This window comes from Granulicella pectinivorans (assembly GCF_900114625.1).
Lineage (GTDB): Bacteria > Acidobacteriota > Terriglobia > Terriglobales > Acidobacteriaceae > Edaphobacter > Edaphobacter pectinivorans.
In genome coordinates this window covers 2,261,960-2,288,200 of sequence record NZ_FOZL01000001.1, presented here as the reverse complement: position 1 = coordinate 2,288,200, position 26,241 = coordinate 2,261,960, and the positions used below count along the sequence as shown (strand labels likewise).

Annotated in this window: 22 protein-coding genes and 1 tRNA gene; 14 read left to right on the top strand and 9 right to left on the bottom strand. The window is 56.0% G+C overall.

All coding sequences use genetic code 11. From position 1 onward, the window contains the following. Positions 1–119: 119 nt before the first annotated feature. Genes BM400_RS09215 through cysD form a run of 3 tightly spaced genes read right to left on the bottom strand, consistent with a single transcriptional unit; the run spans position 120 to position 3,478 of the window. Positions 120–815, bottom strand: a complete 696-nt coding sequence (locus tag BM400_RS09215) for a phosphoadenylyl-sulfate reductase (RefSeq protein WP_089841672.1) — start codon at positions 813–815, stop codon at positions 120–122. Between the two features lie 44 nt (positions 816–859). Next, positions 860–2,530, bottom strand: coding sequence for a sulfate adenylyltransferase subunit CysN (gene cysN, locus BM400_RS09210; RefSeq protein ID WP_089838687.1), 1,671 nt, complete (start codon positions 2,528–2,530; stop codon positions 860–862). Continuing rightward, complete coding sequence (gene cysD, locus BM400_RS09205) at positions 2,531–3,478, bottom strand: sulfate adenylyltransferase subunit CysD (RefSeq protein WP_245781778.1); 948 nt, start codon at positions 3,476–3,478, stop codon at positions 2,531–2,533. Positions 3,479–3,814: 336 nt separating this feature from the next. On the opposite strand from cysD, the gene BM400_RS09200 reads away from it, so the two are divergent. The 8 genes from BM400_RS09200 to BM400_RS09165 all read left to right on the top strand — a co-directional run bounded on the left by BM400_RS09200 (position 3,815) and on the right by BM400_RS09165 (position 10,541). Continuing rightward, positions 3,815–3,891 (top strand) — tRNA-Pro (locus BM400_RS09200). 530 nt (positions 3,892–4,421) lie between these two features. Then, positions 4,422–4,637, top strand: coding sequence for a PAS domain-containing protein (locus tag BM400_RS09195; protein ID WP_089838683.1), 216 nt, complete (start codon positions 4,422–4,424; stop codon positions 4,635–4,637). 287 nt (positions 4,638–4,924) lie between these two features. Next, a complete protein-coding gene (locus tag BM400_RS09190; RefSeq protein ID WP_245781777.1) occupies positions 4,925–6,715 on the top strand; it encodes an HAD-IIIC family phosphatase in 1,791 nt (596 codons plus the stop codon). Beyond that, entirely contained in the window at positions 6,708–6,953 is a 246-nt protein-coding gene (locus BM400_RS09185; RefSeq protein WP_089838679.1) for an acyl carrier protein, read from the top strand. The genes BM400_RS09190 and BM400_RS09185 overlap by 8 nt, the downstream gene beginning before the upstream one ends. A gap of 87 nt (positions 6,954–7,040) precedes the next feature. After that, a complete protein-coding gene (locus BM400_RS09180) occupies positions 7,041–8,468 on the top strand; it encodes an MBOAT family O-acyltransferase (protein ID WP_089838677.1) in 1,428 nt (475 codons plus the stop codon). An 11-nt stretch (positions 8,469–8,479) separates the two neighbouring features. Further along, positions 8,480–9,409, top strand: coding sequence for a hypothetical protein (locus BM400_RS09175; RefSeq protein WP_089838675.1), 930 nt, complete (start codon positions 8,480–8,482; stop codon positions 9,407–9,409). Positions 9,410–9,661: 252 nt separating this feature from the next. Next, a complete protein-coding gene (locus tag BM400_RS09170; RefSeq protein WP_089838673.1) occupies positions 9,662–10,006 on the top strand; it encodes a PadR family transcriptional regulator in 345 nt (114 codons plus the stop codon). Positions 10,007–10,010: 4 nt separating this feature from the next. After that, the gene (locus BM400_RS09165) at positions 10,011–10,541 is read left to right on the top strand and encodes an FtsX-like permease family protein (RefSeq protein ID WP_089838671.1); all 531 of its coding nucleotides are present in this window, start codon (positions 10,011–10,013) and stop codon (positions 10,539–10,541) included. 166 nt (positions 10,542–10,707) lie between these two features. Here BM400_RS09165 and BM400_RS09160 read toward each other — a convergent pair whose 3' ends face one another. After that, positions 10,708–12,342: a hypothetical protein gene (locus BM400_RS09160; RefSeq protein ID WP_141223859.1), complete on the bottom strand. Its 1,635-nt coding sequence runs from the start codon at positions 12,340–12,342 to the stop codon at positions 10,708–10,710. 119 nt (positions 12,343–12,461) lie between these two features. Beyond that, positions 12,462–15,530 carry an Ig-like domain-containing protein gene (locus BM400_RS09155; RefSeq protein WP_425432403.1) on the bottom strand — a complete coding sequence of 1,023 codons (3,069 nt, stop codon included), beginning with the start codon at positions 15,528–15,530 and terminating at the stop codon, positions 12,462–12,464. A gap of 590 nt (positions 15,531–16,120) precedes the next feature. Between BM400_RS09155 and BM400_RS09150 the strand changes: the two genes are divergently transcribed. Next, positions 16,121–16,627, top strand: coding sequence for a hypothetical protein (locus tag BM400_RS09150; RefSeq protein ID WP_141223858.1), 507 nt, complete (start codon positions 16,121–16,123; stop codon positions 16,625–16,627). A gap of 917 nt (positions 16,628–17,544) precedes the next feature. On the opposite strand, the gene BM400_RS09145 is transcribed toward BM400_RS09150, so the two are convergent. The 3 genes from BM400_RS09145 to BM400_RS09135 all read right to left on the bottom strand — a co-directional run bounded on the left by BM400_RS09145 (position 17,545) and on the right by BM400_RS09135 (position 19,867). After that, positions 17,545–18,774, bottom strand: coding sequence for a hypothetical protein (locus BM400_RS09145; RefSeq protein WP_089838663.1), 1,230 nt, complete (start codon positions 18,772–18,774; stop codon positions 17,545–17,547). A 119-nt stretch (positions 18,775–18,893) separates the two neighbouring features. Next, a complete protein-coding gene (locus BM400_RS09140) occupies positions 18,894–19,652 on the bottom strand; it encodes a DUF5677 domain-containing protein (RefSeq protein ID WP_089838662.1) in 759 nt (252 codons plus the stop codon). Further along, a complete protein-coding gene (locus BM400_RS09135) occupies positions 19,652–19,867 on the bottom strand; it encodes a hypothetical protein (RefSeq protein WP_089838661.1) in 216 nt (71 codons plus the stop codon). The genes BM400_RS09140 and BM400_RS09135 overlap by 1 nt, the downstream gene beginning before the upstream one ends. A gap of 190 nt (positions 19,868–20,057) precedes the next feature. Here BM400_RS09135 and BM400_RS09130 point away from each other — a divergent pair, with 190 nt between their 5' ends. Both BM400_RS09130 and BM400_RS09120 read left to right on the top strand, forming a co-directional pair. Next, on the top strand, positions 20,058–21,020 hold the full coding sequence (locus BM400_RS09130; RefSeq protein ID WP_089838658.1) for a hypothetical protein: 963 nt from the start codon (positions 20,058–20,060) through the stop codon (positions 21,018–21,020). 807 nt (positions 21,021–21,827) lie between these two features. Further along, positions 21,828–22,055: a hypothetical protein gene (locus tag BM400_RS09120; RefSeq protein WP_089838654.1), complete on the top strand. Its 228-nt coding sequence runs from the start codon at positions 21,828–21,830 to the stop codon at positions 22,053–22,055. A gap of 195 nt (positions 22,056–22,250) precedes the next feature. Here the strand turns inward: BM400_RS09120 and BM400_RS09115 are convergent, their stop codons facing one another. Then, positions 22,251–22,817: a recombinase family protein gene (locus BM400_RS09115; RefSeq protein ID WP_089838652.1), complete on the bottom strand. Its 567-nt coding sequence runs from the start codon at positions 22,815–22,817 to the stop codon at positions 22,251–22,253. 996 nt (positions 22,818–23,813) lie between these two features. On the opposite strand from BM400_RS09115, the gene BM400_RS09110 reads away from it, so the two are divergent. The 3 genes from BM400_RS09110 (at position 23,814) to BM400_RS09100 (ending at position 26,234) form a co-directional block, all read left to right on the top strand. Next, positions 23,814–24,320, top strand: a complete 507-nt coding sequence (locus BM400_RS09110; protein WP_089838650.1) for a hypothetical protein — start codon at positions 23,814–23,816, stop codon at positions 24,318–24,320. Positions 24,321–24,907: 587 nt separating this feature from the next. Continuing rightward, positions 24,908–25,810 (top strand): hypothetical protein, encoded by a 903-nt coding sequence (locus BM400_RS09105; RefSeq protein WP_089838648.1) that lies wholly within the window; start codon positions 24,908–24,910, stop codon positions 25,808–25,810. Further along, positions 25,794–26,234 carry a hypothetical protein gene (locus BM400_RS09100; protein ID WP_089838646.1) on the top strand — a complete coding sequence of 147 codons (441 nt, stop codon included), beginning with the start codon at positions 25,794–25,796 and terminating at the stop codon, positions 26,232–26,234. Before BM400_RS09105 ends, BM400_RS09100 begins: the two co-directional genes overlap by 17 nt. Positions 26,235–26,241 lie beyond the last annotated feature (7 nt).

The window sequence follows — 26,241 nt, the reverse complement described above, 5'->3', positions numbered from 1 at the left end:
TTGGGCCTTTTCCGTCATCAACCCATAACTCCTTTAGAACGCCACGATACGGACAAAAGCGAAAGTGCACCGAAAACGGTGCACTTTCAGACCACTTTTCTCACTGGAGGTCCGACCAATCAGGCCAACTTCTCTGAGAAAGTATGGATCCCGCACTCCAATTTATTCCCACCCCAGCGCCCGCTGCGAGGGTCCGCCCCAGCCGCCGGAATCGCAGTGCAGGGCTCGCATCCGATGCTCGTATACCCCCGGTCATAGAGCTCCAGCCGGGGAATCCCATGCTCCACCGCATAGGCATCCACCCTGGCCATCGTCCAGTCGGCCAGGATGCTGATCTTCTTCATCGTCTTGCCTGTCGGGGTCGTGTGTTCCTCGACCTTCTTCAGCCCGGCACGCGTCGGAGACTGCTCTCGCCGCAGACCCGTAAACCACCAGTCGAAGGGTTCCAGAGACCGCATCAGCGGCTCCACCTTACGGATCTTGCAGCACTCCGTAGGCTGCACGATGTGCAACTTGCCATACTGTCCTTCGAACTCAGGAACGGTGGTCGCTGGCAAAGCATTGATCAGATTGAGGTTCCACTCCTCCACCATCCGGTCCCGGTAAGCGATCAGCTCCGGAAAGTGATAGCCCGTCTCCAGAAAGATCACCGGAACCCCAGGCAGGGCAACCCGCAGCATATGCAGCACGACCATGTCCTCGGTCTGGAAGCTGGACGTCAAACAAACCGCACCGCCGTCCGCATCGGTGACAATCTGCGCGACAACCTGCTCAGCCGTAAGCCCTTCAAAATCAACTGCATCCACAACGCTCATGCTCATCTCCCTGCATTCCGAAGTCCCGGCCTTAAGCCCTTCACTCAGTGCGATTCACTGCCCGAAACGCCGGATTCGTTCAACCGAAACACCCGGCTCCCGGCGATCTCCACCGCCACTTCTTCAATCTCGGGGTTGAGGAACCGAGCCGTAATCGCAATCACACCAGCCAGTTGCAGCGCCCGCACAACCGCCGGCACAGCCTCGTCCGGAATCGCGTCGTCGTCAATCACAATCGCCCGCTCACCCGAAGAAACGAAACTCGCCTGCATCCTCTGCGCATCCTGCGGACGCCCCGGCAGAAGACAGAGCACCGGCCTTTCCTTATCCGTCGCAAGTGCCTCAATCGGAGCGGCTTCCCCCATCTCAACAGGGCCCAGGATCATCGCCGCGCCAACCGTGGCGTTTGAGATCGCATCGATCAGAATCAGCGCACCGGTGGCCCGGGAATCCGCATAGGCGTCGAAAAACAAAGGCAGGCTCGTCTCAAACTCCACCTCGGCCACCTCATTCATCACCAGCCGCTCTGCCGGCAGATGATCGAGCGTCCCAATATCCACCCTGAAATCAATGGCTTTCACGGTGGCACGCACCGTACGCGTCGTATGTTTGGCAATATACGTCTTGCCCACCACCAGCGCATCCTCGTGCATCCAGACGACCATCGCCTTGAAACGATTGGAGATAGATGGAAGCACTGCGGATTCTGCCGCCGAAACCAGCATCTCGCCGCGGCTCAGATCGATCTCGTCTTCCAGCTCCACCGTCACGCTCTGCGGGAACGCCGCCGCCTCCAGGTCGCCGTCGTATGTCACAATCCGCTTCACCGTGGACGTCTTTCGCGAAGGAAGAGCCATCACGGCCTCGCCCGGTCGCAGCACGCCCCGAGCCACCTGCCCGGCAAACCCACGGAAGTTCAAATCCGGCCGCAGCACAAGTTGCACCGGAAACCGCAGAGGTGCCGCATCTCCGGCTTCTATGCTCAATGTCGTGCTAAGTGGCACATTCTCAAGATATTCCAGTAGAGTAGGACCCGAGTACCAGCGCATATGCGTGCTCGGAGTCACCACGTTATCCCCTTCCAGGGCGCTCACTGGAATCACTTGAACAGAAGGAAGCCCAAGCTTTGCCGCCAACGCCCGGAACTCCGCCTCGATCGCCTGGAACGTCGCATGCGAGTAATCGACGATATCCATCTTGTTCACCGCCGCGACCACATGCGGAATCCCCAGCAAAGACGCGATGTAGGTGTGGCGGCGCGACTGGGGCAGCAGAGTCCCGAGCCTTAGAAACGCCCGCGCATCGATCAGGACAATCGCCACATCCGCCGTCGAGGCGCCCGTAGCCATGTTCCGCGTGTACTGCTCGTGCCCCGGCGTGTCGGCAATGATGAACTTCCGCTTTGCCGTCGAAAAGTACCGGTAGGCAACGTCGATCGTAATCCCCTGCTCCCGCTCCGCCTTCAGGCCGTCGGTAAGCAGCGAAAAATCCACATGTCCGCCCGAAGCCCGGTTCACACGCGAGCTCGCTACCGCCGCCAACTGGTCCTCATACACCGACTTCGTGTCGTGCAGCAGACGACCAATCAGAGTCGACTTCCCGTCGTCCACCGATCCGGCCGTTGTGAATCGGAGCATCTCCTGTCCCAGGTGGGCCTCGAGAAATGCCTCAAAAGGTGGGACTTCCGGCTGCGGAGTAATCGTATGCGATGCCATTTAGAAGTACCCCTCGCGCTTCTTCACTTCCATGCTTCCCTCTTCGTCGTGATCGATCGCCCGGTTCTCCCGCTCGGACCGGCGGAACGTCATCAGCTCCTCGATGATCTTCGGCAGCGTATCCGCCTCCGACCTCATTGCGCCCGTACAAGGCAGACATCCTAGAGAACGCATCCGAACCTTTTCCGTCCGGACCACCTCATTTGGAAACAGCTTCATCCCGTCGTGGACCACCGTCATCTGCCCGCCGCGTGTAATCACCGGCCTATCCTGCGCAAAATAAAGGGGAACGATGGGAATCTTCTCTGCATAGAGGTAGAGCCAGATATCCAGCTCCGTCCAGTTGCTCAGCGGAAACACCCGGATCGACTCCCCCTTGCGCAATCGGGAGTTGTAGAGCGACCACAGCTCCGGTCTCTGGTTCTTCGGATCCCACTGCCCGGCCGCATCGCGAAAGCTGTAAACCCTTTCCTTTGCACGAGATTTCTCCTCATCGCGACGAGCGCCGCCGAACGCAGCATCGTATCCGCCCTCTTCAAGCGCATCGAGCAGAGACCGCGTCTTCAGCAATCCGCAGCAGTTCTGCGTGCCCAGCGTGTAAGGATTCGCGCCGTTCGCGATTGCCTCTTCATTCCGGTGGACCACCAGGTCTGCCCCGATCTCCTTCGCGTAGGCATCGCGGAAAGCGATCATTTCAGGAAACTTGTAGCTCGTATCGATATGCAGCAGAGGAAACGGGATCTTTCCGGGGAAAAAGGCCTTCTGCGCGAGACGAAGCATCACGCTCGAGTCTTTGCCGATCGAATACAACATCACCGGCCGTGCGAACTCCGCCACAGCCTCCCGCATAATCGCAATCGATTCCGCCTCCAGCGCCTGAAGGTGATTGAGCCGGGCCGGCGAAACAACGACCGGCGCATCGAGAACTGCCGTACTGGTTTGGGGCAACCTGGCCTCCATCTGTTCCCCTGGAAAAAGGGGGTCTAGGAATAATCTGATGTTTTGGGGATTCAAAAGGAGCGCTGGAGAGGGTGTTCTCTAAGAGAGTCGACACACGCAACGCGGCGAGACGCAACAACAACAGATCGTGGCCGCCGCGCGCTTCATACCGATAAGTATAACGAATCCGCCCGCTCGCGAGCCCGGCATCTCACGCGCCCATTTTCTGGTAGACTAAACCAGACGGTCAGGTGAGCAGCACGCGCAACGCGCATGCAACGGTGATGTTACCCGGCAGAACTGAGAATTAGTCTTACCCCCGTCATCCTGTCACGTATGGTCGTTCGGGGCGTAGCGCAGTCTGGTAGCGCACCTGCTTCGGGAGCAGGGGGTCGGAGGTTCGAATCCTCTCGCCCCGACCATTTCAAATCAATAGGATTCAAGACTGGAAGAAACCGGAAACGGTTTGTTGCTCAAGAGCCGTCGACTCGATGGCTCGTAGATTGGTCCGACCACGGCGCTACCGGTGCTGTCCCACATCCGCTTCAATCCCCTACTACAAGAATCCTTTCAAGATGAGCTAGATAGCTCATCTTTCCCGCGCGAAATGAAGTGTCCATCGTTAGGGAGCCAGCATCACTGAATGTGGTAATTCCTCTTCGGTTGGGTTACTATCGGGCGCCTGACCATCCATTGTGTCTCGAGACACAAAGCCTCTCTTCCCGCCTAAACGCTTAGCCCGCTAGAAAGCGCGGAAGTCATTCTAGTAACAGCCGCGATTCACGATATCAGCGTTCCCAAGGATGCAACAGGCACCTGGCTCAGATGGAAGCCAGGTACCGCAGGCTTTTGAAGCCGCTCCCGATGCGATCGGTGGACTATCTCATCAAAGGACAAATTGAACCTCGTTCGTTCCTCCGAGCACTCCGCCATGCAGTAGGACGAGAGCTCATTGGGGAGCCCTCTCCGCCGAAGGGAGCGCGCCCTGATCACACTCGATAGTATTGGCGATGCCGTGATCTGTACCGACCTCAAGGGCAAGATCATCTTTCTCAACATGGTGGCAGAAAAGATGACGGGTTGGTCTTCCGAGGAAGCGATCCACCAAACGATGAGCAAGACTTTTATGGTGATCGAGGGGAATACTCATATCTCGAGGGCGGGGTAACTCATGTCTATGGGCCATACGCCCCGGAAGTCTATCCAGGGGCGACATCGCACGTTACACAGTACGAGATCGATCGGGGTAGGTGTCAGAATCGTCTTTGCGCATACAGGCTGCCAAGGAGCCCTGGGCATCGGAGCAGGACTCTTTGGTCGCGGAAGCGTTCCAGAGTTATCTGTGCTTCAGCCGAACGCTGGTGGCTCTGCCAGAGCAATATGCTGGATCCGCCGCAGGTCGTGGCAACAGTTCCACCTCGCTAGCTTCGACCCCTGATGTGTTATAAGGGCGCTATGCGTCTGCATGCGATGCCCATAGAAACCCTACAGCGAAAACGTAAGGGAATCCGCCGTGAACTTCAGACCCAGACAGACCTGCATGAAATCCGCATCGCAGTCCTTGGGGGCTCTACCACCAATGAACTCGTCGATTTCCTTGAGTTGCTTTTGCTCGACTCCGGCTTCAACCCCACGTTCTATCAGTCCGAGTACAACCGCTACTACGAAGACGCGGTTCTGGAACCGGAGCTCGTCGTCACGTTCCGCCCGGACATCATCTATATTCATACGACCGCAGTCAACATTCGTTCATTTCCGCCTCTTTCCTGCACCGAGGTGGAGCTTCGCGACTACGTGTACACGCAAGTGAATCACTTCCGCAGCATCTGGCAATCGCTACAGCAACATGTGGACGCGCAGATTATCCAAAACAACTTCGAGGCACCCGCTACAGCGAGCCTCGGAAACCTGGATGCCGTTCTGCCGGCCGGACACACCCGCTATACGAATGAGGTGAACCTCGAACTCGCCCGGGTTATCGGAAAAGAGCCGCGCGTTATTCTGCAGGACATTCAGTCGATTGCAGCACGTCTCGGACTTGTCCAATGGAGCGAGCTGGACAGGTGGTGGAGCTACAAGCTTGCCACCACGGTAGAAGGCAGCTTTGCCATTGCTGCTTCGCTGGCTTCGATCATCCGGGCTATCTATGGCAAGTCGCGCAAGTGTTTGGTGCTTGATCTAGACAACACGTTGTGGGGAGGCGTTATCGGTGATGACGGTCCAGACAAGATCCAGATCGGCCGCGAGACGCCAGTCGCCGAGGCTTATACAGGGTTTCAGGAGTACTGCCTTTCGCTGCGCAATCGCGGCATCCTTCTTGCCGTCTGCTCGAAGAACAACGAGGAGATTGCCAAGCAAGGCTTCGATCATCCCGACAGCATTTTGAAGCTTGAGCACTTCGCAGCCTTCCGAGCCAACTGGGAGCCGAAGCACGAGAACATTCTCTCAATCGCCAAAGAGCTGAATCTGGGTGTGGATAGCTTTGTCTTCGTGGACGACAATCCTGCCGAGCGTGCGATCGTCGAGGGCAACATCGCCGGAATCGCCGTACCCGATGTTGGCTCCGATGTCTCGAAGTACGCGGGCATTCTCGATGCGGCACGCTACTTTGAAACGACCTCCCTGGCCAAGGACGACCTGCAGCGTGCCAAGCAGTACGAAGAGAATGCACAGCGCGCAAAGACCGAGACCAAATTTGCCAACTACGGGGAGTATCTCGATTCGCTGGAGATGACGGCCGAGATTGAGCTCTTCCAGCCGGTTTATATGGAGCGAATCGTCCAACTGACCAACAAGACAAACCAGTTCAACCTGACCACCCGCCGCTATACGCTTGCGGAGATGGAAGCCGCGATCAGCGATGGACAGATCGGTATTTACGGGAAGCTAACAGATCGGTTCGGCGACAATGGTCTCGTCTCCGTGGTACTGGGCCGGGTCGAAGGCCCCTGTATGCACATCGATCTTTGGTTGATGAGTTGCCGCGTGCTCAAACGAGAGATGGAGATCGCAATGCTTGACGTCCTGGCGGAACAAGCCAGGCAAGCGGGCGTGGAAACCATTCACGCGCAATATCTCCCCACAGCAAAAAATGCCATGGTGGCCGACCATTATGAGAAGCTTGGTTTCACACTTCTCTCTCGTGATGACACGACAGGTGTGTCCACATGGTCTCTCGATATTAGGCAGTACGAAGCACGAACCAGTCACATCAAACTTCCGGAGTTAAGCCTCAAAAATGGATAACCTTTTACAGCAAGTGCAGGAGATCTTCCGCGACGTCTTCGATCAGCCAAATCTAGTCATCACCCGCGAATCCAATGCCTCTACCGTTGAAGATTGGGATTCGCTTGCACACATCAATCTCGTGAATGCCATCCAGAAAGAGTTCAAGATTAAGTTCGCACTTGGAGAGTTGCAGGAACTCAAGAATGTCGGCGACATGATCGACCTGATGCATGTCAAGCTCGCCGCAAAAAAGTAATCCGGCAAAGAAGACAGAGGTCGCTGTCACCCCATGAACAATTGCAGATGGTTTGATCGCGCAGTCTCTGCCGGGAGTAAATGCTGAATGCTCTTCAATTCCTTCCCGTACATCTTCCTGTTCCTTCCGATTGTCGTCGTGCTTACGCTACTCGCGCGCAGGGTCGGTGGGCCCAAGGCGGCTCAGGCCGTCGTGCTCGTTGCCTCGCTCTTTTTCTACACGTGGTGGAAGCCGATCCACCTGCCGTATCTCCTCGGCTCCATCGCAGCTAATTGGCTGATCGCCAAGCATATCGATACCTCTACCGATGAAGACCGGAAACGCTGGCTGCAGTTTGGACTGGTCGCCAATGTTCTTTTCCTCAGCATCTTCAAATACGTCAACTTCTTCCTGAAGAGCTTTCATCAACTTATTCCCCAGCGTTTCCTGCTTCCGGACCTTGACTTCCCGCTGGGCGTCAGCTTCTTCACGATCTCGCAGATCATGTACCTGGTGGACTGCTATGAGACGATCCTTCCGGCCAGCAGTCTCTTCGATCACGCCACCTTCGTATCGTTCTTCCCGTATGTGATCTCAGGTCCGATTGCCAAGGCGAAGCGGATTTTGCATCAGGCACCAAACTTCGGCGGCAGCGGCACCCTGGGCACCGATCTGATGGCACGCGGCATCTATCTTTTTTCGCTGGGCCTCTTCAAGAAGGTCGTCTTCGCCGATGCCTTTGCGCGCGTCTCCGACTACGGGGTCGCGTCAGTCAGCAATCCCTCGACACTGGAGTCGTGGGTCTTCTCCATCGCATACTCCATGCAGGTTTATTTCGATTTCAGCGGATACTCCGACATGGCGATCGGCTCGGCGCTGATGCTTGGGATCGAGATACCCCAGAACTTCAATGCCCCGTTCAAGGCGTTGACGCTCATCAAGTACTGGCAACGCTGGCACATCTCGCTGACCAACTTCATTACCACGTACCTCTATACGCCGATCTTGCAGTCTTTCCCGAAGGCGACCCTATCGGCTGCCGCCGTTGCCACCATTCTTGCGATGAGTATTGCCGGTCTTTGGCACGGCCCAGCATGGACCTACGTCTGGTGGGGTGTGTATCACGGGATTGGCCTAGCGATCAATCAGTATTGGAACAAGAAGAAGATCCTCAAGCTGCCGGCGGCCGTTTCGTGGGTGCTGACCTTCAGCTTCGTCAACGGGTCCTTCGTGCTCTTCCATGCACGCACTGTTTCTGAGGCAGTACGCGGCCTCATCGGCCTCTTCCCTCGTCACAATCTGCTGGGAACCACAAACTTGAAGATGATGACACAACACGCCATCATTATGCATATCCTGGGACCTCCGCTCCTTGTTGGCTTCGTCATCGCCTTCCTCGGCAAGTCTTCCGAAGAGAGAGCACGCGAGTTCAAACCGACCGTCTTTCATTCAGCCACGGCGGTTGTTCTTCTACTCGCGGCCTGGATCTTTCTGAACTCGTCCATCGCAACTCCGTTCGTCTACTTTCAGTTCTAAAGGGAATTCCCATGACTAGTCGCCGCTGGCTCACCCTTACAGCGCTGACCATCGCTGGTATCGTCAGCATCCATCTTCTTGTCGCGTACGAACTCGATGTCTATGGCATCCTGCGCAATCCTGCAGGACGCGAGCTTGCAACCTCGATCATTTATGCGCCAATGACAGACGACCGCGTCTTCAAATACATGGCTAATCGGCGTTACGTATCAGCAAACTTCGACAGCCTTATCATCGGCTCGTCGAGCTCCGAGAACTGGTATCCCGAGTTCATTCATGGCTACCACTTTTATGATGAAGCGGTCATTGGTGGAAAGGCTTCAGAAGAGAAGATCATCACGGATCAACTTCCTCCGGACGCGCACCTCCGCATCGCCATCTGCGCCCTGTCGCCCTACATTGTTGCTGGGCATGAACTTCGCCATGGGCTTGGCGATGTCTCCCGCCGCGAGGCCTACGGTTCCATCAATCTCCTCTCCGAAGAGATTGCCAAAGTGATGACGATCCTTCATCTTCGCCCGAAGATGTACTTTGCGGACGGATCGCATCGATTTCCAGAGAAAAAGCACCTTGATCGAGAAGATCTTGGCCCTTCTTACTACGACATCGATCCCAAAGCCATGGCCGACTACCGCGCTCTTGTGCTGAACCTACAGGCTCATGGAGCGAAGATCATTTACGTCGCGCCGCCGGTGTATCAGCCTCTCTTCGGTGATCTTAGCCCAATCCACCATTCTCTAGAACTGATGTTGGCTGAACTACCGCCAGGCCCAATCATCGATTTCAACAGCGAGCCTGAGTTCGCGGACTTCATCAGAGATCCGAACAACTTTACGGACGATGTTCACGTCAACGACTTCGGCGCTGAAAGAGTCAGCCGCACTCTGGACCAGAGACTGCACATTCTCACAGCTTCCGCTAACGGCGGGTTGCTGCACTAAGCAGGCATCCAACTATGGTCAATTGAGCGCTCGGAAGGATGGGCCTCGTCGCGCATGTGCAGCTTTCCTTCATGTGCGATCCACCGTTATTCCCCTTATTAAGCGAAGCGTCTAAATCAGTGTCCCGAGGTGGACAGGTTGGATCCACTACACCTGACCACTTCCCCCGCTTTAGTTTCCTCCCGTCCCACCTCTTCTATGGACAATCCAAAGGAGTGGTGATAGCTTCTTTGCAGTATCCAAAGGAGCGGGATGGCAGCCGACAAGTCTGAAGTTTTACAGGGAACATTGGATCTGATGATCCTGAAGACGCTGCAGGCCCTGGGCGCTCTGCATGGATTTGGGATTGCACGGCGGATCGAGCAGTTGAGCGAAGACGTGCTGACCCTGAATGAGGGCACGGTCTACACTTCCCTGTTGCGCTTGCAGCAGAAGGGCTGGATCGTGAGCGAGTGGGGCACCTCCGACAACAACAGGCGCGCGCGCTTTTACAGCATTACGAAGCGCGGGATAAAGCAGCTCGCCGTAGAGACCGAGAACTGGGAGCGCATCGCAGCGGTGATTGGGCGGGTGCTTGCGCTTGAAGCGAAGGGGTGAGGACATGACGGATTCCTTGCGAACCTTCTGGTCCAAGGCGACTTCTCTGCTTGGTCAGGGACGCGCCGCGAACCTTTTCGATGAAGAGGTACAGCTTCAACCAATGACACAGGCTGCGCAGTTTACGAATTCGATCTCACAGCACGTGATGTTTGCACGGTTGGCAGGCTGCTTCGGTGTGTTGGCCGTAGCGCTGATCGGTACAGGCCTGTACGGCACGCTGGCGTACAGGGTAAACAGGCGAAGCGCGGAGATCGCTTTGCGGATGGCACTTGGGGCCCAGAGGTCTGAGGTTGTGTGGATGGTGTTGCGCGGGAGTCTTATCTTGACGGGTTACGGCGTGATCATTGGGATTCCCCTAGCGATGGCCGCATGCAGAGGGTTGGAAAGCTCGCTGTATGGGATGAAGCCACTTGATCTCGCTAGCTATATTTTTTCCGTACTCGGAGTAACCGCGGTCGCGATCTTATCAAGCGCAGTGCCGACCGTAAGAGCCGCGACGACGGATCCCTCAAGTGCGTTGCGAGCAGACTGATGCGTCACGATCGACACTGTCTTACCGGGCGACTACTGCGTAACGATCTGTGTCGTGAAGAGTGTCGCATGGTCGGTGACAAGACGCGAGCAGGTGAACAAGATTCGCAAGACGCACCGGATGTTGCCGTATGCGGGTGCGACGTACCCGCATACGGCAACCCCCTCTACTTTGTGGGACCAGGAGTCAATCCGGTTGCATCCAGGCTTGCTCCGGCTGGGATCAGGATCGTGTCAACACTTCTGCTGCCTGACGAACCGGTGTAGATCGAGATGCGGGATGAATCGATGCCCTTGTCCGTCACGAGGTACTCTCTGGTGTGCATCGCTCGCACTGCAGCCGCATCGGCTGAAGTGTCGTGATCGCTGTGTCCAACCAACGCGAGCTTCGCGTCAGCGTTGCGCTGTAGGTTGAGGGCAACATCGTCCAGACACGCCTTCGCCTCGTTGTTGACCCGCGTGGGACGTTTTTGATCCCGCACGAAGTCGACCGAGCACAACCTGCGCGTTGCGATCACGGTCACTGGCGGCGGCGTCTGAATGGTCACCGACGTTGTGGCCGTGGCGCTCTGCCCCTTGTCGTCCATCACGTTACAAGTGATCGTGATGCTTCCGGGATTTGCTCCCGCGGTAACGAGCGTTGCGTTCGCCCCCGTTCCGTGGATGGCGCCCGTAGATGCGGAGTAGCTATATGTGAGGGGACGGTTCTGGGGGCTTTGCGCGGTCGCGATGATTCTGGCCGTATCGCCTGAGTTCAACGAAGATGGGTCAGCCGAGCAACTGATCGTAGGTGGCTGGTATGCCAACACGGTGTAGGGGGCGGAACAGTCCGCAAAGCCACCCTGTCTCGATGTCTGGCTGACATGACCTTGCACGGTATAACTTCCTGCGGAGGTGCTACTGGTATCGATCGTCGCAGTATCGTCGTGGCCTGTCATCTTGCCGCCGTCGGTGCTCCATGTGTAGACGGCGGGGTGCTTCGAGCTCAGGTTGACGGCGACACCGGTTACAACGATGGGCTCGCCAGGGTACACGGATGTGGGGCTGACCGAGCAGCTATAGGTCAAGGGCGGAGGCGTGGGGCTGCCACCCAGACGGAAGACGATACCCGAGGAGATGCGGATATCGTTCTGCGAGGCACTGGCCTGCGTGGTGGGGTTGGGGAAACGTGTCATCAAATATTCAGCCTGCACCGCGCGGAAAGCGACGTGGCGCGTCAGCCCAATGTCGAGGCCAGCGCCCGCGGTCATGGCGAAGGCTGTCTGCGCAGGCAGAGGGACGCAGCCCGTACCGGTGCATCCATCAAGCGTAACGGGACTGGCGTGGATACCGCCGAATAGAACCTGCGCAAAGGGCGTGATGCGTTCATGCTTGCGGTACGACAGGCGCGGACCGAAGAGATAGGTGTAGGCGTTCCCCCCCGACGCCGCAACATGCGGCACCGGAACTCCTGGCCCGGTGAGGTTGAGTTGGCTATCCGCGAATCCACCCACGTCGGCAACCAGGCCAAAGTAGCGGTTCAGGTTGAAGGCTGCGGAGGCGCTTCCTCCGTTCATCCAGACCAGTCTATTGCCCGTGGCGTAGGTTGGAATAGCACGCAGATACGAGTAACCGAGGAACAGCTCGACCTTAGGAGGTCCAGCTTTCTGTTTATTGTCATGCTGTGTGTTTGACTGCGGTTGATCCAACGCCGTCGAGGAGCTCGCAATCGCGGTAGCTGCATGCTCAGCGGCGCAGAGTGACGTTGCGCCGAGGACAAGAGCAACCGATAAGGTACCGCCAAGGTATAAAGCTAGTCTCATTTCAAATCTCCTGGAGTGCGCACGCAATCTGTGGTCATTGCCCGTCGAACCTAGGGGGGCATGCAGCAGTGGACTGGCGTCCGAACAGAGGCAGCCTGGACGGCTGCCTCTGCCTTTGCTTACGGAGCAGGAACATTGATGACCGTGTTCACAACCGTAACCGGTCCGAACAACGCCATTGCTCTGCCGTTGAGGGTCGTGATGGCGACAACGCCTGCCGTCGAAACGGAGACACCTGCCTGAGAGATGATGGTTCCCACCATCGTTCCTCCGCCGAGGATGCCGTTGATCGTTGCTGCCGTGCCCACCTGCCAGAAGACGTTCTTGGCTTGCGCGCCGTTGACCAGGAGTACGTTGCGATTGGAGGACGGCGTTCCGACTGTCAGCGAGGTGCTCATCTGGAAGATCCAGAACGCATTCGGATCGCCATGAGCGTCGAGCGTGAGATCACCCTGCGTCATACTGAAGCTGGCCGCCGCCGACTTATAGATGCCTGGGCTGAGCGTACGATTGCCTAGCTCCCCTGCTTGTCCACCACCACATCCCGGGCAGTTTGAGACGTCGAGCCCTCCAGGCATTCCTGCAAGCGTGTTATACGCGTTCAGTGCATCGAGAGCCGCCTGCGCCGAGATGGCCGAAGTTACCGCTGTGCCTTCGTTGGGGCAGAAGACCGTCGGCGGCGGCGGTGCAGTATCGATCGCTCCGTTGACCAGACCGATGTTGAGCGGAGTCTCCGTGTAGACGCATCCGGGCGTATTGTCATGGAAGCCCGTGACCGTCGTCGAAACGCCGGTCGTACCGAGATTTCCGTTGATTACGGTAAAGATGCCCTGGTTGGTGATGCCCGCTCCGCCATAGGCTCCGAAGAGTGACGACGTACCGAGATTCACAGGCGGAACGATAATGGCTGCACCTGTGGTGAACATCCATGGGTTCGCAACTCCACCAGCGTTGACCAGCGCATTCCCCGCAAGGTCCTTCGCTCCGCTGGTAACTGTCGCGATGTATGTTGTGCCGGATGCGAGATTCGCAGTAGGCGTAAGGGTTGCGATGAAGGTAACGGGGTCGTACGACACGGTTGCCGCGACTGCAACGCCACCCGATGAAACAAGGGTATAGGTCGCCGTCGTGAGCGTGAGAGGATCCATCGCCTCGCTGAACGTCGCGCTCACTGCCATGTTGATGGGCACTCCCGTTGCGTTGTTGATCGGGTTGGTCAGAGTAACGAAGGGTGGAGTTGTGTTGGGTAGCGCACTCGTCGTGAAGGTGAAGACATAGTTTGCCGCGAGTGCATTGCCGGCGAGATCCTTGACACCGGTCGTCACGGTCGCAGTGTAAAGCGTATTGGGTAGGAGATTCACCGTGGGCGTGAAGGTGGCTGTGACACCCACTGCGGCGTACGTGACAGCACCGGGAACCAGCACTCCGCCAGGGCTGGCGAGCGTAAAGGTCGTGGCGTTGATGGTGGTGGCATTGATCGCCTTGCTGAAGGTTGCGGTGACTGCCTGGTTGTAGGGCACAGCCGTCGCGTTGTTCAGTGGGTTGGTAGCGATGACGGTTGGAGGAGTGGTATCGGGCGCCGCTCCGGTCGTGAACGTCCACACGTAGTTGGCAGCAAGGGCAGTGCCTGAGAGATCCTTGACGCCCGTGGTAATCGTCGCGGTGTAGAGCGTGGTCGCGACCAAGGGTGCGGCGGGGGTGAAGGTTGCTACTGAACCAGCGGCCACGTAGGTGACGACGCCAGCCACCGGAACTCCGCCCGCACTCAGCGTGAAGGTGGCGGCAGTCACTGTCGAGGGATCGACAGCTTCGCTGAAAGTTGCACTGATCGCCTGGTTGAGAGGCACACCGGTCGCTGCATTCAGCGGCACCGTCGAGATAACTGCGGGTGGCGTGGGCGCTGGCACGGTGCGGAACATCCACACATAATTCGCTCCGAGTGCAGTGCCGGTCGTATCTTTCGCTCCCGTGGTGATGGTTGCGGTGAGTAGCGTGCCAGCGGGAAGATTCGCATTCGGGGTAAAAGTTGCCGTCAGACCTGCGTAGGTGACGTTGCCTGCGATCGCCCCACTGACGGCCGTCACGGTGAAGGTAGCGTTGGTCAAAGTGGCAGGGCTCATCGCCTTACTGAATGTCACACTGATGGCCTGTGTGATCGGGACTCCCGTGGCACCGGCAACTGGGATGGTAGAGATCACGGTGGGCGGAACTGCGACGGTCGTGAACGACCACACATAGTTGTTGGTGAGTGGATTGCCGGAGGCGTCCTGCGCGCCCGTCGTGATCGTCGCGGTATACGCCGTATTGGAGAGAAGATTGACAGCAGGAGTGAAGGTTGCGACCGTGCCGCTGTAAGCAACCGTACCTGCAACCGGAACGCCACCGGCCGTCAAAGTAAACGTGGCCGCGTTGATGCTCGTTGCCTTCATGGTCTTGCTGAAGGTCGCACTCAACGTCTGCGCGATAGGAACATTCGTTGCACCATTGGCAGGGATCGTGGAGATCACGACCGGAGGCACAATCACCGTGGTAAAGCTCCAAACGTAGTTAGCTGCGAGTCCATAGCCATTGGTGTCCTGCGCGCCGCTTGTGATGGTTGCAACGAACACTGTGCCGGATGCAAGCGCCACGGTGGGCGTGAAGGTAGCGGTTGAGCCGGCGTAGGAGACAGTACCAGGAACGGCTACCCCGCTCGCGGTCACCGTGAAGGTGGAGGCGGAGATCGTGGAGGGATTCATCACTTTGCTGAAGGTCGCGCTCACAACCTGCGCGAGTGGAACGGACGTCGCTCCATTGACGGGCGCGGTCGAGGTCACAACGGGCAGAAAAGCCGTCGTGAAAGTCCATGTGTAGTTAGTTGCGAGCGAATTCGACGGCGAAGCGGTATCGGCAATGGCTGTAGTGAGAGTTCCGGTATAGAGCGTGCCGGGTGCCAGACTTGCAGAAGGGGTAAAGGTCGCGACGTTTCCTGTCGCGGAGTATGAAACTGTTCCTGCGACGGCACTGCCTCCTGCAGTCACAGTAAAGCTCGTCGCGTTTACCGTGGAGGCGGTGAGCGCTTTGCTGAAGACAGCAGTAATGGCTTGATTGAGAAGTACGCCCGTGGCTCCGTTGGCAGGATTTGTGGAAATAACCACTGGTCGAGTCGTGTCGGGTATGACTACCGTTTCCTGTCCGCAGCCAAGCATAAACACCATTAGCAATGAAGCGAGGAAACATGCGATACCCACCCTGCACTTACTCATTTTGCCCCCGTATGAATCTCTAACATGTAGCGTCTTTAGCTGATAACGAAGAGAATTGCTGTGCGAAACAGCACACTTGTCCCTCCGAATCTACGAAGCGCTGACAAGTCACGTCTGAGCTATATAGCTCACTTTTGCTCAAATATTCCCCCAAAGAATGCGCCCTGTTGTATGCTGGCATATCTATTCACGGCATGAAAGAACGACAAAAAGTAATCTTTGCCAGTGCAACATCAGACAACCAAGACCGCGTCTTAGCTGGCGTCACAAATGGACAGATCCTCTCCATCGAAGTCGAATCGCTGTCAAAGAGAGTAAGACGAAGAGGCAATAAATCGCCAGGGCCCGAAGGACCTTTCGATCTTGAAAGGTTTTATGTCACCGTCCCCTAGGTGCAATTCGTCGCAACGAGCTGACAGTAACCTTCTTCGCGGCAGAATGGGCGTAACGCAGCGGAACGAGTGATTGGCTCGCAAACGTTCTCGGCGCTAGCGCGTACGGTGCTGGTGACTGCGAAAGAGGAAGACATCGACATGCGCGTATTCAAGCGGGCCAAGTCGAACATCTCGGAGGATGAAGGCGGCTTGCACTACACAATCGAGCCACTGAACATTCCAACCGGGAAGGGTGAGATGCAAACAGCCCGCGTTGTGTGGGGAGATTCGATCCGTGGCAATGCACATGCGATCTTGTCGAGCATCGAAGGCGACGCCGAAGGTAGAAAGCCACTCAATCGCGTAGAGGAAGCAGCCCAATCCCTGCGTGCGGAGCTGGCCAACGGGCCGGTGCATGCGGGTGTGTGGATAGACCGTGCCAAGCGCGACTGCGGATTGAATGACCGCAGCTTGCAACTCGCTTGCGGGCGGCTGGGAATCGAAGCAATAAAGCCGGGATTCCAGGGCGCATGGGTGTGGAGCTACCTAAACTCCCCATTTTCTAGGGTAGTGCTTTGTAGCTTTCGAAAATCAAGGAAAGGTTCGAACGCTTCGGCAAAAAGATCAAAGCGTAGCTTGTCACGTGCCGTTTTCCACTCTTGGTAAGCGACGACGCCAACCGCCAAAGCGATGACCGGACTTACCAACGGCGTGCGATACGTCGTGAAAATTTGCTGGGATTCACAGAAGAGCAAAACATCATGCCGTTTCCTCAAGCCTCCAAAGACTCCATTAAATATATGTTGCCCTTGGATATATGGGAGTCTATGGACGGAATTGGAGATGTCAAGGTGACCAAAGACAACATGGCAACCAAAGGCAACGTGTAATAGGGGATTAGAGGAGATGTTGTCTTTGCGGAAGTCCATTCAAACCGGGCGTGTGCCGCACGTAAAAAGAGCTTGATTTCCCGCTCGACTCTGACAATACCAGCCGAAACAAACGTGGCATCCGCTCGATTCAGTCATCGGCAGCGCATTCCCAGCAAATCCCGAAAAGCCTTGCCTCTCTATTTAGTTAGGTGCGGTGCGATTAGTGCGGTTTAGGTGCGGTGCGATAAATGCACGGCGCTGATAGCCGCTTGATGGGTAGCACGTCAGCAAATCTGTGAGCGCTTGCGCCATTTATCCAAGCCGATCCGACGCGAGCTGTAACAGCATGACAATGCCCGTTAATTCACTCGTGACAGACAATCTCTACGTCACGCCTGTGTCACGTCATGCGTGATTGCTAAGTATTTGATTTGATTGGTTTTTTTGGTGGGCACAGCAGGATTCGAACCTACGACTTCCACCGTGTGAATCAGCCCATAGACGAATTTTCAACAACCTAGCCCGTGCTTTCCTTGCTTTAGACCCCACCAAACAATGCGTTACAACCGCTAATGGCCCCAAAGTGGACCCACGGTTGGACCCACGTTTATTTTCACGCTGACGACTGCAACCGCAGTACGACCTGCACAGCGTGCCCTCGCGTCGATCCTCGCAGCCACTTTCCCTTGCTCGCGACTAACACTGTGCGTCTCAGGCCATCTGCCCGGAGTCGCTGCTGTTTTGCTTTGGCATCCGAAGAACTTTAGGCTGGCTGGCAACTGCGCCTGGAACCAGGTCTTCCGTACGCCCTTTCCTCCAGTCAGCACGCCCCTTACCGTAAGCGACATGAAACCACTCCGGCTCTGTACAAACCCTGCCAGTCGCTCCTCTAAGGACGAACACGCAGTTCGCATCTATCCAGGGTTGATCCTCTCCGAATGTACTCAGTATCGCGGCAGGGTCGTAATCAATCGTCGCCCATCCACCAGGGACAAGAACTAGCGGAGTCAACTGGCTAGAGATTTGGCGTCTTCCATTCGCCGTTGTGACGATCATCTCGTCGATGTAAAAGGTGTTGTTGCCGAGGTTGAAGCACGCGAAGCACATATCTTGAACCGACTCTTCTTTAACGGCGATTTCTATTACGGCTGTGGGCTTTGCATCTTCGGCGCGTTGCTTTCTTTCAGCGTCCCATTGGCGTTTCTGCCTGCGGCCTTCGATCCATCCAGCAACGACAAGGAACGCCGTCACTAGGACGAGTCCCCATGTCGCGACAGCCAGCGAACGCTCCGAGCTGAACCACTCAGAAATAGAAAATGTGGGAGGAGGCTGATGTGTTTGGGCTGTGGCCGTAGCTGTGGAATTGCCAGCGATAGAGGTAGAGACAATAGCGGTCGAAGTTGTTGCTTTTTGAGCCTGCACTGAATAGTGGGGCACGAATAGGCCCAGCCAAAAGAAACCGAAGAGGAAGGCCGCAAAGCCCATAAATCCTAAAGCGTTGCTCACGGCGTACTTCCAAGCACGGTACGAGTCATGATTCTTCGAATGGCAATACTCTTCGTAGCAATACGTCATCCAGAGAAGAAAGCAGAGGAGAAGAAAACTCGATGCCCCAAAAAGCCCGATAGTCAACGGCGCACCTTGCCTCACTCTATCTGCAAATCCGTTAGCGGGGCTGCTCTGATTCACGAGCAGATTGATTAGAAAGGCGACCGCGCCAGCGGAGAGCGTGACACATAATTTAGCCATGCCTGCGTATCGTTTCCAATGCGGGGTGAAGTCCCCAGCGTCTGTGGCGAACCCCCGGTTGTGTTTTGGATCGAAGTAGTGAAACCAATCACCCTTTTTCCAGGCAGTAAAGATCACCCAACCAGCAGCGGCAATGCCGAAAGGCACAACGACCCAAAGTACATTCCATAGTGATGAACCGAAATTTGCCATAGACACGATCTTTCTCTAAGAACTCAATAGTCGCGGTATTTCATGGCACAGCACAACGCGGCATGATCGACAATCCGGCGATCAATTGTACGCCGTCGAACCGAGGCTTCGTTCAGGATTTATGTCTCCAACATCATGCCGGTTGGCACTCCCAGATAGGTGCTTCGCGCATGATCCAGCAAGGCCGCAAGCCATGTCAGGACGCCGGGTGTATACATCTTGTCTACATCATTTTGCAAGCCGTCTCTCCTGTCATCGCTGTTTCTCATGAAGCTGACCGGGAGGGAGTGGGCATAGGTGGAAAGAAAATCATAGATGACCCATGAATCCGCGTCGGGAGAGAACTTGTTGCCCATCTCACGGAGGCTCAAGAACGCCGCCTTGTACCCCTTCAACAGTTCTTTCTGACGCTTGGCCTCAAGACCAGCGAAAAAAGGGTTATTGCGAAGGAGACCACGCAGTATCTCAGCCTCTCCGGTGAACCCCGCAACGTCCAGGGGCTTATCCATTGCCGTAAAGAGCCGGATTCTGTCGCAACGGTCGTGGAGATTCAAGAGATACATCTTTGCCATCCATTCGTCCGGTCCCGATGTCTCGCAAAAGTATTCGAAAAACATGATTGACTCAAACAGACTCCTCGATAGCAACGCGATTGTTGCAAAGTCCCAGATGTCTTTCTCGTTTTCGAGCTTGGGGCAGATACGCGCGAGGCTGACGCTGATGAAGCAAAGTCGCGCGAATAGCAGACGGGCTGATGGCGCTACCCCCTGGAAAGGCATTTCACGAACCTTCGCGTGCAGTCGAATGGCCTGAAGTACGATCTTACGAAACGTCTCCAGGCCTTTGCTGTATTCGCTGTCAAGTTCCTCATTCGTCATCAACAAGCCGCCGTATTCGATACGCCAAGACCTTGAGCCTTGAGTGCCCGGAGTGCCTCCAGGGCCTCAACCTTATCCCCGTGACTCATCCCGCTGAAAACGATGTCGAACTCATCGTCCGGCAATGTATCCGCATCGCCGAATAGCTCTTGTTCATGCTTGATCGCGGTTTCGTAGCACCCCATCCATATGTCGTCGAATACCTCTTGCCTCATCGTTCGTCCTCCCTTGAGTTAGTTCCGGTGGACGAATAGTAACCCAGCAAAAATTGCTCGGAATAGAAATCTGCAAACCATTGATAAAAAGTCATTTGCGGCACGCCTGGGAGGTCTAGAAATTTGGCAAAGACCAATCGTGGCGTAATGGACAACAGGAGCACACGATCAGGTATGCTATTGCCCATACATGGCAATCGACGAAACAGTGATGCAGCTCAGAACCAAATTGACGACCCTGAGAGATCAAGGTCTCGAATTCCTTACCCATGCTGAGCGTGCTCTAAAGGACGCCTCCATTGCGCCCCCAGAGGTTAGCTTTTTGAGTTGGCAACAATCTCAGATGCCGGACCCTGATTATTGGGCGCTTCTTTCTGAGGGCTACAAACAGAGAGGCTTGCAACTTCGGGGCGAAGCTCGGCAGGTCATGGCCGATATAGCCTCGGTTGCACAGCGGGCCGTGCTCGTTGATAGAGCAGACCTTATAGCACTCGGTCAAAGTTCCAAACGAGCAGCGGCGTCTATGAGGCTCCGTAAATTCAATTCCTGGGGCGTGTACATCCACCACGATGAAGGTAGCTACATCGGGTCAGACCCGCCGGGGCAGTCGGAAACCGATGTCCCAGTAGATGTGTGCCGTAGCGAATTCATCGAAGCCGTGGACGGCACGTTCGAGTTATTGCAAGTGCTCGGTGCCCGCAATGAGACCGCGACGGCTGGTACCGCTACATCAACGAACCTCAAGACGTACCGGCCCGGCACAGCTTTTATCATGATGCGCATCAACCCTCAGCTTCCAGAATTGAAGGACGTCCGTGACACAGTAGTCGATGTGTTCAAGACCTTCGGCATAACCGCTGTTCGGGCCGATGACCTCGAACACTCTGACGGGATAACAGAGCGCATCATCCAGCAGATACAGGATTCTGAACATCTGTTTGCAGACCTGACTCATGAGCGGCCTAGTGTCTACTACGAAATAGGTTATGCGCACGCCATCGGGAAGGCACCGATGCTCTATCGAAAAAAAGACACCTATGTTCACTTCGATCTTGCTTACCGCAACTGCCCTGAGTACGAGAACCTTTCCCAATTGAGAGAGTTGTTGACTAAACGACTCTCGGCGGCAACAGGCAGAAACCCGTCGAAATAAACGCGTCAATAGAAAAAGCAAGCGCATCGAATACGCCGTTGACTGGAATCGACCTGGAGCGTGCTCCCCCCCCATTGTCCAAGCCATAAATAAGCGTAGGTCGAAGGCGCTCGTATGCCTGGGAAGTTCTAGTCATACACCTTTGCAGCCGCAGTACCATCTGGGGCGTTAGAGCCGTAGATGGTACTGCGCAGCTCTGTATCCCGCTTGAAGCAGATAACTGAGAATCAATGTCACCAAGCAAGCTGTCCCAAAACCCAACGACGCTGCTTCGGCGGTCGCGATCTTCAGTTTGTGGTTCCACTCGGCTTTGATGGTGTCGTCAGAGGTTGCGCCGGGAAAGGTGATTGTCTTTCCATTAGGCATCTGTACCGTTTTGAGCAGGTTAGCCTTCGGTCGGACGCTGCCAAGATATCAAATATGTCTTTGAGTGGTGCCGCTATCTTTCCCTGACCGATCCATCTCGGGTCTGGTGGGTCGGTCATCGGAGAGACCGCCTGCTCCAATGTGTCGCCATTCGGTGGTGGTGTCAGTAGCTCCCAGTATTGAATATCGTCACCAGACGGGTGAACAGGCGGGGCTGCCTCGTTTCCGATAGCCCAGCAGCAGAAAAACGCGGGAGTCAAAGCCAAGAAAAGCACTACGACCACCAACCGATGCCACCATCGCTTCTCAAGCTCAAGACGCCTGAACGTCTTCCGCCAAGGAAATAGAACACCGATGATCTTGCGCATAGTCTCTCCAGAAGGTGTGATGTGAAATCCAGCCTATGCCGTCTGGAGCAGGCTTACAACGTAGAATCGCGATATGAAGCACGCCGAAGAGAATGTCTTTGAATACTGGGGATATGAGGTCAAAAAATCCGTTGACCCAAATGCGCAAGATTCTTACGTTCTCGACTATGACGACCGACGGATTGAAGGTCTGTCCGGGTACGACCTGACCGTGTATCTGCTATGCGAAGGCTTGCCTGCGACGGTTCTGAGTCAATGCGAGTTCTATCAAACGTATATCTTCGCCCGGTGCCAGAAGTAGTTAGCCGAAGGTGGCCGGAACGTTGGGCTAGGCCCAAACCCACCATCGCCAATCCCACCCACAACGAATCGCTGAATGTTTCGTAATACTCACAACGACGCCTATCCCCTGAATTTTCCATGACTTCCCCCCGTGCAGACACGAAAAAGCCCCAGCCGGAGCCGGGGCAGATGTGGGGGGAGGTGGGGAAGTAGATCAGGACGCCGCGTAGTTGTAGACGCTAGCGCGACTGATGCCGAACGCTTGGGCGATGGTGGCCTTATCCTCACCGGCAGCCACACGGTTCCGTAACTCCTTCACTTGGGCGGGTTTCAGTATCGCGGCGCGGCCCAAGTGCTTGCCACGTGCCTTCGCCGCTGTGATTCCCTCACGCTGGCGCTGTCGAATCATGTCGCGCTCGAACTCAGCAGCACTCCCCATCACGCCGAGCATCATCTTCGCGATGGGAGTGTCGTCGCCGGTGAACGTCTGGGCCTCCTTCACGAACTCTACAGTCACGCCACGCCCGGTCAGTTCTTTGACGAGCGCCAGCAGATCGGCGAGGGAACGGGCAAGGCGGTCCATTGAGTGGACAACCAGCACATCACCCTTGCGGACATGCCTGAGTGCAGCCTGGAGCTGGGGCCGGTTAGTGCTTGCGCCGGACGCTTTATCCTCGAACCGCTCGTCTAAGTCAACGCCATCTAGCTGCCGTGCCGTGTTCTGGTCCGCGCTGCTCACTCTGATATAGCCAACCCTCTGCCCGCCTTTTGCTGCTGTCATCGTCCTGCCTCCGTACAATAAACTCTAGACCTTTATAGATTGCGTGTCAATAACTGAATAGGACCTTTTTGACAAACGAAAATCAAGCACTTACAGGCACCACGGCATCGTGTCACAAAGTGTACTTTTCTGACGGTCGAAACTCCTCAGAGAACGGTCCATGGGTGTAGGATTCACCCACTATGGCAAACCCTAACTGTCCGCGATGCGAAGGCACATCTTTCAGCTATTCAACGAGCACCCAGGCGGGCGTTGCTCGTCTGCTGATCTACTGCACAAGCTGTGGTGCGGTTGTCGGCGTAGTCACCAAATAGAAGTACGAAATTCTTAGCTGCTGTTGCACGAGCACCTGTGTTTGCTGGGGTAGCTGCTCGTTGGTCCGACGCCTTCCGCGAGGATGGGAAGGTGCGGCTGCCGTGCGCCCCCAACGTCCCTGGGGGCTAGGAGTCCCTGAAGCATGCTTCCCGAGGCCGCCCGGCAGGGAGTCTCCGGCCCCGACGGTCACTTGGCTGAAGCTGACGCGGCCAGCGAATCAAACCTCCCCCACCCCCCGTTCAAAAAGGGGCCATGATTCCCATCCCTCGGTCCGTCCGACACTGGGGCTAGGAGTCCCAACCTCCCGCTACCAGCCCGCTACGGTGTAAGTAAGCGGCCCGCTAACGGCCATTTTTCGTCGTCGCTCATAGATAGTAGAGGACCAACCGATGAGCAGATTGCCGCGCCGTTTCGATGCACCTATGAAGGTGCTCCGCGAACTGGCGAACTCAAGAAGTGAACGCGTAAGACTCCAAGCAGCGATGAGGATGACTGACATTCTCCTAGCCCATCTGGATGCAGAACAGCGGGTGACAATCGCCGTGGAGCGGGCAGCAGCACGGAAAGCTGAGGCAGAAGCCAGCGTGATTCCGCCAATGGCCCCAGCACCGAGTGCTGAGGAACGCGCAAGAGCCTTCCTCGCGTCGGTGAGACCCACCGCAATGAAAGGAACAATACCGAGTGCATAATCCCGAGTTAGATCAACTTCACAGCGTCGTTGAAAACGACGAAGTGCCGATGCAGAAGCGCCGGGACGCCGCCGACCACCTAATCGAAATGGCCGTCGAGGGTGTGCCGGAACCAAGGAACGATGACCAGGAAGTCTTGGCGAGGATGACTCCGTGGTCAGATGGTCCGGTGAAGTCCCTTGTGCTTGGGATCAGCTTCGCGAAGGCCGCATTGGGCGAGAACCTAGCCGACGCGATATCGGAAGTTCAAAAAGTTCACCGCCTCCGCTCTGTCCTCGCGGTCGTAGTCGATGAGTCCGCGCATCGCCTGGAACGGCTGGCGGCTTGCCAGTGGGTCCTAGCGAATTACGGACACATCTCGAAGTGGAGGGCGAATAACTACGGCGCACAGAACTTGCTTGCAGAGGTGTCGTTTCCGACCGCGACGAAATGGACCTACGACGGCAAGCTGCCAGTAGAGCGCCCGCCGCTCGAACTCAAAGACGTGTGGGCACTATAGTTGCTCGACGTGATTGGTACGGCGTCGAGAAGCTGGGAAGTGTTCACCAGGAAGTCTTGCAAGTAGTAGATAATGCTTGACTTATTCAGGAAATCGTGATACGATGTAGTTGTAGCCATGGGATAGGTTGAGCCTGACAAGGTTCCCCGACCCGCCGCCTTCGGGCGGTTTTTGAAGCAAGCTCCATCAGAGCACCCAATCAAAAGAGTATGAGTTGCTGGTGAATGTTTACCAGTAGTTTAGGAGCTTGAGTTGCACCATTTTTAGTGCACAATCTAGGTCTACAAAAGCCTCGTCTTTATTGGGGTTTGCGAACTATCTGACATTGATGCTCGTTTTCTTGCGAAACGCTGACATTGATATTCATGCGAATCTCCAATGGTGACGCGCGTCCGGTGAACTTTCTGACATTGAAAGTTCTATTTCGGTATAAGGGCACACTGCACCGGAAACGGAGATACACAGCTAGAGGCAGATGGTGTATGCCCCTGTGTCCTGACGGTCGTCTCCATTGTGGATGGTAGGCATCTCCCTTGGGTGAATGCTCATGGGTGGCATTGCAATAAGGAAGAAAGAATGATGCACGCATGAAACTCTTTGAACTAGGCATCCCCTACTTGAAGTTGAGCACGGATATCTTGCACTTGCATTCCCGTGCTTCGGTGCTGGAGTTGCTGCGTCTGTATGGCGGCGCATTCGCGCTGAATAGCCTGCAACGCGGAACACCGTACACCCACCGCAGGCGGCGCGAGACACTAGCGGAGTTGGCCCAGAGGGAGCTTGTATCCCTGGATGACAAAGGCACTCCCGAAGCTACCGCCATCCCCGCGAACAAGCTTGCGGAGATTCCGACACACTTACCGTGGGATGAATTGTCGTTGGCCGAGCTGAGAGTCTGCATTGCGTTGTATGCCTCGGCTAAGCACCAGCGAGCACCGTATTTCTCGTGGGAGGGTCGTCGAGATAAGCTGGCGAAAGTGGCGCGAGTCAGCCGTCAAGCAGTGGGGGCAGCCCTCGCAGAACTCGCGAATAAAGGCATCCTCAAAACGAAGTCGCTGAGGGAAGCAGGTTCCCGATGGACTCACGGAACATTGATCCAACTGCTCGACGTAGCGTCAGGTGCATCCCTCAACGATCTCGGCTGGTTCTTCCGCAACCGGGTCAACGAACTGGATGTGCTGACTCGATATCGTCTCGCGCTGAAGCCTCAGCTCGATTATGTCCACGGATTCACCGCAGACAGCGGAATGCGGCTCACTTGCCCGTTATGTCTAAACCCCGACCGAACCTTCAGAGTAACCGCGACCGACACAGCCGATGCCTGGAAATGTTTCGCGTGTTCCCGCTCAGGTGACTCAGCAAAGCTATGTGCTCTCCGGAGCTTTCAGCTTTGGAAGGAGCCGGAGTTCGATCTCACCGCGATTCGGGCTTACATGGGCGCAGGCACTCAGCACGGACTACAGGAGATCACCAATGCTTGTATCGGATAGAGCTACAAAGTTTCAAGCTCTTTGGAAAGCGGTTTCAGATGTCCCGCCGCCGGAGCTGGCACAGTTCATCAGATGGTGTCTCAGATTCGATGACGAGCTTCTTGAGAAAGCGATCATGAAGGCCGCCGCGAAGTTCCACCGTACAGGTACAGATTCGGACCGAGCGTATCGGTATGTAACAAAACTGCTGTTCAACCTGCTTGACGAAGAGATGAGAGCACCTGCTCTCAGAAAGGGAAACATGAACCACGAACAACCCCTCTCCGAGGGGGTGACCTCGCATCTGGAAGCCACCTATGCATCCACACCAAACCACTATCGCGACATAGCCGAAGGGGGTCTCCGCTCAGGGAACGTTACGACCGAGACGACCATCAGCGATGTAAACGCGATCCTCGCTGAGCATAACGCTACGCGGCAGTAGACCAGAA